We start from the raw sequence: 514 nt of genomic DNA on the forward strand, positions 1-514 counted from the left end.
GAAACATCCCGCCAGCAGAAGCTGAGGCTCGCTTTTATGCGCAACAGAAATCACATGCATTAGCCGCTTAAATCAGATAAAAAACGTCTCCATAAAACCCGGGGCAATTCACAGTTGAACTGACGTGGATCGAGAAGCGTATCGAGCACTGGATCCGGTTTGGGCACCCTGTCGAGGATCGCATTCTCGACCGTCGGCGCAGGCTGATGAGCTTCACGCCGGACAGCGTGTTCGCCTTCATCCGCTGGGCTGCCAACGATTTCGGCACCGTGGTGTCCTGCATCGACATCGTGCGGGCCGTGGACGCTCGGGAAGCCTGCCAGACCGTGCCCTTTGTACGTCCCGGTGCCGAGAGCCTGCTGCGGCAGAGTGGATGGCCCAAGGTGCGGCGCGTGCTGGAGGCCATCGACGCGGATTTCTCACACTTGAGGCAATTTCGGGTCATTTTGTAGAATTCAGTCATCCCACAGGAGCCCGATCTGGAATATTGACGATATTCTGCTTCTGGCGGCGG

At 57.4% G+C, this 514-nt stretch carries 1 pseudogene; it reads left to right on the forward strand.

Going from position 1 to position 514, the window contains the following annotated elements:
• Positions 1 to 119: 119 nt before the first annotated feature.
• A pseudogene (locus tag GOB86_RS15815) lies at positions 120 to 410 on the forward strand (DUF2840 domain-containing protein); the annotation flags it as partial.
• Between the last annotated feature and the right edge of the window lie 104 nt (positions 411 to 514).

It is taken from the genome of Acetobacter lambici (genome assembly GCF_011516885.1).
In the GTDB taxonomy this organism is placed as follows: domain Bacteria; phylum Pseudomonadota; class Alphaproteobacteria; order Acetobacterales; family Acetobacteraceae; genus Acetobacter; species Acetobacter lambici.